Annotated in this window: 6 protein-coding genes; 4 read left to right on the top strand and 2 right to left on the bottom strand. The window is 70.5% G+C overall.

Annotated elements, in window-relative coordinates; genetic code table 11:
• The 3 genes from WEB03_RS02055 to secA all read left to right on the top strand — a co-directional run.
• A partial coding sequence (locus WEB03_RS02055; protein WP_368069311.1) for an HPF/RaiA family ribosome-associated protein occupies positions 1-293 on the top strand: 293 nt, incomplete at its 5' end.
• A gap of 162 nt (positions 294-455) precedes the next feature.
• The gene (locus tag WEB03_RS02050; RefSeq protein ID WP_368069310.1) at positions 456-1,127 is read left to right on the top strand and encodes a response regulator; all 672 of its coding nucleotides are present in this window, start codon (positions 456-458) and stop codon (positions 1,125-1,127) included.
• A 263-nt stretch (positions 1,128-1,390) separates the two neighbouring features.
• Positions 1,391-4,417 carry a preprotein translocase subunit SecA gene (gene secA / locus WEB03_RS02045; RefSeq protein ID WP_368069309.1) on the top strand — a complete coding sequence of 1,009 codons (3,027 nt, stop codon included), beginning with the start codon at positions 1,391-1,393 and terminating at the stop codon, positions 4,415-4,417.
• On the opposite strand, the gene WEB03_RS02040 is transcribed toward secA, so the two are convergent.
• Positions 4,392-5,114, bottom strand: a complete 723-nt coding sequence (locus WEB03_RS02040) for an Rv3235 family protein (protein WP_368069308.1) — start codon at positions 5,112-5,114, stop codon at positions 4,392-4,394. The genes secA and WEB03_RS02040 overlap by 26 nt on opposite strands.
• Positions 5,041-5,958 carry a hypothetical protein gene (locus WEB03_RS02035; RefSeq protein ID WP_368069307.1) on the bottom strand — a complete coding sequence of 306 codons (918 nt, stop codon included), beginning with the start codon at positions 5,956-5,958 and terminating at the stop codon, positions 5,041-5,043. Before WEB03_RS02035 ends, WEB03_RS02040 begins: the two co-directional genes overlap by 74 nt.
• Before the next feature lie 206 nt (positions 5,959-6,164).
• On the opposite strand from WEB03_RS02035, the gene WEB03_RS02030 reads away from it, so the two are divergent.
• The gene (locus tag WEB03_RS02030; protein ID WP_368069306.1) at positions 6,165-6,785 is read left to right on the top strand and encodes a sigma-70 family RNA polymerase sigma factor; all 621 of its coding nucleotides are present in this window, start codon (positions 6,165-6,167) and stop codon (positions 6,783-6,785) included.
• Positions 6,786-6,787 lie beyond the last annotated feature (2 nt).

The following is a 6,787-nucleotide window of genomic DNA, read 5'->3' as shown; positions in this document are numbered from 1 at the left end:
ACTTCGACCGGTTCATCGACATGGAGGTGGTGTTCTCCGAGGAGGTCAACCCCCGCATCGAGGACCGGATCACCTGCGAGGTGGTGCTGCACGCCAAGGGCAAGTACCTGCGTGCGTCCGCGTCCGGTCCCGACCACATGACCGCGATCGACCGGGCGGAGGCCAAGCTCGTCCGCCAGGTCCGCAAGCTCAAGACCAAGTTGGTGAACAAGCCCCGTCAGGCTGCTGCTGCCGCGCACCCCGGGAACCGCGAACCGGTGCCGGTCGGCGTCGTCGACGACGACGAGTACTGAACCGACCTCGGGGGTGGGGCCCGTTCGCGCCCGCCCCCTGGGCCGACCAGCCGACGTCCCCGGCACGAGGGTGCCAGGGAAGCCGTCCGATGAGCCCCCACGGGGGCTAGACTCGAACGAGGCGCGCCCGGCCTCCCGGTGGCGCGCGAGGGGAGCGCACCCGTGGCCGACGTCGATCCGATCCGCACGCTCATCGCTGACGATCACGAGCTGTTCCGTCGAGGCTTGCGGATGGTGCTCGACGACGAGGTGGACATCGACGTCATCGGCGAGGCCGGGGACGGCGAGGCAGCGGTCGCGATGGCTCGCGAGCACGCGCCCGACGTCGTCGTCATGGACGTCCGGATGCCGGTGCGTTCCGGCATCGAGGCGGCGCGCTCCATCAAGGAGGAGCTGCCGGGGACCAAGATCCTCGTGCTCACGATCTCCGACGAGGAGGATGACCTCTACGAGGCCATCAAGGCCGGGGCGAACGGCTACCTGCTCAAGGAGATCTCGATCGACGAGATCGGCCACGCCGTCCGGTCGGTCAACGGCGGCCAGTCGCTGATCTCGCCCTCGATGGCCTCCAAGCTGCTCGACGAGTTCGCGGCGATGATCAAGAAGGACGAGGAGAAGGAGCAGGTCCCAGCTCCCCGCCTCACCCCGCGCGAGATGGAGGTCCTCCAGCACGTCGCGCAGGGCATGAACAACCGCGAGATCGCCCGGACGCTGTTCATCTCCGAGAACACCGTCAAGAACCACGTGCGCAACATCCTCGAGAAGCTGCACCTCCACTCGCGGATGGAGGCGGTCGTCTACGCCGTGCGCGAGAAGCTGCTCGAGATCACCTGAGCCGGCCGGTCGGCGGTGCTCGGCCTGCGGCTCGGACCGCGCGCTGAGCCTTCATCGTCCGATCCGACGTGCGTCGAGGTGAGCGGACCCGACCCAGGGTTCGGTGCCGCCCGTGGCCGGTCGGCTCCGCTGTCGTACCATCGCTCTCGGTGCCCGCCGCCCCGCGTGCGGTGCACCGCCACCCTCCCGTCCGGCGTGTCGTTCGCCGTGGCCGGGTCCAGGCGGCGGTCCCCGGACCGCCGGATCGAACGAAGAGAAGCTCCATGGCAGTCCTCGACAAGGTCCTGCGCGCCGGCGAGGGACGCAAGGCCAAGCAGGTCGGCAAGATCGTCGACCAGGTCAGCGCCCTCAGCCCGGAGATGGAAGCCCTCTCCGACGCCGAGCTGCGTGCCAAGACCGACGAGTTCCGGCAGCGGCTCGAGGACGGTGCCGACCTCGACGATCTCACGGTCGAGGCGTTCGCGGTGGTCCGTGAGGCGGCCTGGCGGGTGCTCAAGGAGCGCCCGTACGACGTCCAGGTCTTCGGTGGCCTCGCGCTCCACGGGGGCAACATCGCCGAGATGAAGACCGGTGAGGGCAAGACCCTGACCTCGACGATGCCGGTCTACCTGGGCGCCCTGTCGGGCGAGGGTGTCCACATCGTCACGACCAACCCCTACCTCGCCAAGCGTGACGCGGAGTGGATGGGTCGCGTCCACCGCTTCCTCGGCCTGACCGTCGACGTGGTCTTCTCGGGGCAGACCAAGGATCAGAAGCGTGCGGCGTACGCCGCCGACATCACCTACGGCACCAACAACGAGTTCGGCTTCGATTACCTGCGCGACAACATGGCGATGACCAAGGCCGCCCAGGTCCAGCGCGGTCACCACTTCGCGCTGGTGGACGAGGTCGACTCGATCCTGGTCGACGAGGCCCGCACGCCGCTGATCATCTCCGGTCCGGCCGAGCAGTCCGCCGACCTGTACCAGGTGTTCGCCCGCCGCATCGCGCCGAACCTCACCCGTGGGGAGGAGGGCGACCGCCCGGGGGAGTCCACCGGTGACTTCGTGGTCGACGAGGCCAAGCGGACCGTCGCCGTCACCGAGGAGGGCGTGGCCAAGGTCGAGAAGCTGCTCGGCATCGACAACATGTACGAGTCGGTCAACACCCCGCTGATCCACCACCTCCAGAACTCGCTGAAGGCCCGCGAGCTGTTCAAGCGCGACCGCGAGTACATCGTGGTCGACGGCGAGGTCAAGATCGTCGACGAGAACACCGGCCGTGTCCTCGACGGTCGTCGCTACTCCGAGGGGCTGCACCAGTCGATCGAGGCCAAGGAGGGGGTGCAGATCAAGGACGAGAACCAGACCCTCGCCACGATCACCCTCCAGAACTACTACCGGACCTACGACAAGCTCGCCGGCATGACGGGTACCGCCAAGACCGAGGAGGTCGAGTTCCTCGAGATCTACGACCTCGGCGTCATCACCGTCCCGTCGAACCGGCCGCTGATCCGCAAGGACGAGGCCGACCTGATCTACAAGACCGAGTCCGCCAAGTTCGAGGCGGTCGCCGAGGAGATCGAGGAGCGGCACGAGAAGGGCCAGCCGCTGCTGATCGGCACCACCTCGGTCGAGAAGTCCGAGACCGTCTCCAAGCTCCTGACCAGGCGCGGGGTGGAGCACGAGGTCCTGAACGCCAAGAACCACGCGCGGGAGGCACACATCGTGGCCCAGGCCGGCCGCAAGGGCGCGGTCGTGGTGTCCACCAACATGGCCGGCCGCGGTACCGACATCATGCTCGGCGGCAACCCCGAGGAGATGGCCCGCGACGAGGTCAACCAGCTCCCCGAGGACACCTCGGAGCAGGAGCGGGAGCAGGCCTACGAGGCCGCGCTCGCGCGCTTCGACGACGCGTGCCGCGCCGAAGGTACCGAGGTCAAGGAGCTCGGTGGTCTGTACGTGATCGGCACCGAGCGCCACGATTCCCGCCGCATCGACAACCAGCTCCGCGGTCGCTCCGGTCGTCAGGGCGACCCCGGCGAGTCCCGGTTCTTCCTGTCGCTCGCCGACGACCTGATGCGCCTGTTCAACGCGTCGGCGGTCGAGCGGATCATGACGCGCCTGAAGATCCCCGAAGACGTGCCGATCGAGCACAAGTGGGTCACCAAGGCGGTGCAGAACGCGCAGGGTCAGGTCGAGAGCCTCAACTTCGACCGGCGCAAGAACGTCCTCAAGTACGACGACGTCATGAACGAGCAGCGCAAGGTCGTCTACGGCCAGCGGCAGAAGCTGCTCGCGGGTGAGTACGAGGCGGTCGAGGAGCTCGCCCAGAAGTACGTCGAGGACGCCATCGAGGAGCTCGTCGAGGAGCACTGTCCCGACGGCGTGTTCCCCGAGGACTGGGACCTCGACGGGCTCGCCACGCGTGTGGAGGCCGTCTACGACACCACCTTCGACTTCACCAGCATCGACCTCGACAAGATCGACCACAGCACGATGATCGACCTGCTCATCGACGACGTGCACGACGCCTACGACCGTCGTGAGGAGGAGGTCGGTGGCCCCGAGGTGATGCGCGAGATCGAGCGCCGCGTCATCCTCTCCGTCGTCGACCGCAAGTGGCGCGAGCACCTCTACGAGATGGACGCGCTGCGCGACGGCATCGGGCTACGAGCGGTGGGCCAGCGCGACCCGCTGACCGAGTACCAGCGCGAGGCCTTCGCGTCGTTCAGCGACATGATGGCGGGTCTGAAGGAGGAGGCGACGACCTACTTCTTCCGTCTGCCGGTCAAGCGCGAGGGTGAGGGCGGCGCCGTGGCCGCCGCGGGTCCCGGGGCTCCTGCCGCCGGCCGAGCGTCGGCAGCGGCGGGCGCAGCGGCGCCGACCGCAGGTGCGGCGCCGACCCCTGCCGCGGCCGGGACGACGCCGGTGGACGGGGCAGCGGCCGGGACGACGCCGGTGGACGGGGCAGCGGCCGGGGGGAACGCGGCTGGCGACGACGCGGCCGATGGCGAGCGGGGCCCGACCCGCGACGACGTCGCGGCGGCCATCCCCCTCGACGACGGCGGTGGGTCGGGGCTGACCTACCGGTCCGGCGCGACCAGCGGATCGGCCGACTACACCGTCGACGGCGGTCCGACGACGTCCACCGACGAGCGTGGCCGGACCGTCGAGCAGCGTGAGGACGGCTCCACCGTGCGCCGCATCGCAGCTGGCGGCACCTACACGGCCGAGACCAAGACGGGTCGGAACGAGCCCTGCCCGTGCGGGTCGGGCAAGAAGTTCAAGCGCTGCCACGGCGCCGAGTGACCTCGGGCTGATCGTCGCCCGCGGCCTCGTCGAAGGCATCGAACCCCCTCGCTCCGAGGGGGTTCGAGCGCGTACGGAGCGGCGCGAAACCGCTCTCGGGCGCGGTCAGCTCGGTGGCCCGCCACGCGCCGTGGTGGCGCTCGAGCCGGAGCGCGACGGCGGTGACGCGGCCGTGCAGTTCCACGAGGACGGTGGCTTCGAGAGCCCCGGACGGTGTCGGGGCGGACATCAGCACGCGACGGATCGTCGGCAGCTCCTGGGGCCGGGTGGCTCGCGAGCGCAGCTCGATGGCCAGACGGCGCAGCAGGGTCGGCGCGAGCACGGGCTCGAGCTGCACGAGCGCTCGACGTCCCGCCGCGACCTCGGCGCAAGCGCGCACCAGCGTGGCCGCGAGCGTGACCGGATCGGGCCCGGCTGACGGCCGTCGGGTGGTCGGACGGACGGCGGACCGCGACCCACCGCGGAGGCGATGGACGGGCAGCGGGATGACGGTGGCGCCCGGCCCATCGCTGCCGTCCGAGGCGTCCGGTCGAGGGTGGTCGGCGGATGGTTCCGGCTGCGGGTGGCTGATCACGGTGGTCTCCCCGTCGTGGCTGCGGGCGTGGCGTGCGACCCGGGTGGGCTCAGGTGCGGTCGTCCCGGTGGTGGCCGAGCAGCTCGAGGCCGTCGGCGGACGACCGCAACCACACCGGCCCATCGATCCGGTCCCCGGCCTCCGTGGTCGCGGTGACCTCGGCCACCACGACGCCGGTCGAGGTGACCGCCAGGCCGGCGACCGTCACGTCGCGGTACCCGGCAGCGGTCAGGGCGTCGACCGCCGCGTCCGGCGCTGCTGGGTCGTCGTTGACGCCGGTCTCGGGCGGGACGGGCGTCAGGTCGAGGGCGGTGGCCAGCCACCACGGCGTGCCTCCCGCGTGCACCGTGGACGGGGTCACCGTGAGCGGCACCGCGACACGGCGGAGCGTCGCCGCCCCGTAGACGTCGCCGTCACGCTCGAGGAGCACCACCGAGACCGTCGCGACCGCGAGTTGCGGATCGACGAGGTCGATGCGCTCGACCACGACGTGTTCGAGGTACGCGCCCCGTCGCACGTCGATACCGGGGGCGGGCAGATCCGGTCCGGCGTCGGACAGCCAGGCCCGGGTCACCGCGACCGCGAGCGCCTCGGCCACGCCGTACGCCACCCGCGAGGTCACGAGGTCCGTCGCGCCGTGCCCGTCCTGGCTCGCGCCGCTCGCCGGCTCGTCCAGCAGCGATCCCTGTGGCTCGACCACCGCCCGGTCGGTGTCCCCGTTCGCGCCATCGCCGCCGTCGTCGTCGGCGCGGTGCTCGTCATCGGCGCCGCCTGCGCTGGCCGCGGTGGGTCCGCCGCCGATCGCCGCGGGTGCGACCTGCGTCGGGGACGCCGACCCGCTGCGCACGAGCACCAGCACGACCACGAGCCAGGGAGCGACCGCGGCGACCAGCAGCCACCGGGTCCGTCGGGACGGCGTCGGCACGTCGGGTTCGTCGTCGAACCAGCGGATCGTCTCGTCGCTCACGCTTCGTCCTGTCGTCGGGTGACGCGCCGGCCCCGCGGGGGCGGTGACGGGGCCGGCCTCCGGACCCAGGGGCCGCGGAGCGGGGCGTCCCACGCAAGCTACATCGAGATGTAATCATATGCTACGAAAGAACGGGGAGGGGTGTGGACAGCCGGGGTGGGTCAGCCCTGCCCTAGGCTCTCGGTCCGACGGCGAGGAGCGTGGTGATGGGCGAGGTCGGCTCCCGCGATCCCGCCGCTCCGACGGGCGGACCGGTCCGCCAGGAGCTCACCGACGCCGAACGTCGCGAGCGCTTCGAAGCGGAGGTCCTGCCGCACCTCGACCGCCTCTACGGCGCGGCGATGCGTTACACCCGCGACCCGCACGACGCGGCCGACCTCGTACAGGAGTCGGTGGCGAAGGCCTACCGCTCCTTCCACCAGTACCGGCCTGGCACGAACCTCAGGGCCTGGCTGTACCGGGTGCTGCACACCACCTACCTGTCGATGTACCGCAAGCAGCAGCGGCGGCCACAGGAGGACCTCAAGGACCAGATCGACGACTTCTCGTTCTACGACGAGATCAGCCGGTCGGGGGGCCGATCGGCGGAACGTGAGGTGCTCGACGCGGTCACCGACGACGAGGTCAAGCAGGCGCTCGCGGACCTGCCGGAGACCTTCCGGTTCGCCGTCTACCTCGCCGATGTCGAGGGGTTCGCCTACAAGGAGATCGCCGAGATCATGGACACGCCGGTCGGCACCGTGATGTCCCGGCTGCACCGGGGAAGGAAGGCGCTGCAGAAGGCGTTGGCCGGGTACGCGCGGGAACGTGGGCTGCTCGAGGACTGATG

It is taken from the genome of Nitriliruptor sp., assembly GCF_040882075.1.
Lineage (GTDB): Bacteria > Actinomycetota > Nitriliruptoria > Nitriliruptorales > Nitriliruptoraceae > Nitriliruptor.
This window is presented reverse-complemented; position numbering and strand designations above follow the sequence as displayed.

Coding starts and splice junctions, on each gene's coding strand:
- WEB03_RS02030 (WP_368069306.1), top strand. CDS start 6,165: ATGGGCGAGGTCGGCTCCCGCGATCCCGCCGCTCCGACGGGCGGACCG.
- WEB03_RS02040 (WP_368069308.1), bottom strand. CDS start 5,114: ATGGGCCGGTGTGGTTGCGGTCGTCCGCCGACGGCCTCGAGCTGCTCG.
- secA (WP_368069309.1), top strand. CDS start 1,391: ATGGCAGTCCTCGACAAGGTCCTGCGCGCCGGCGAGGGACGCAAGGCC.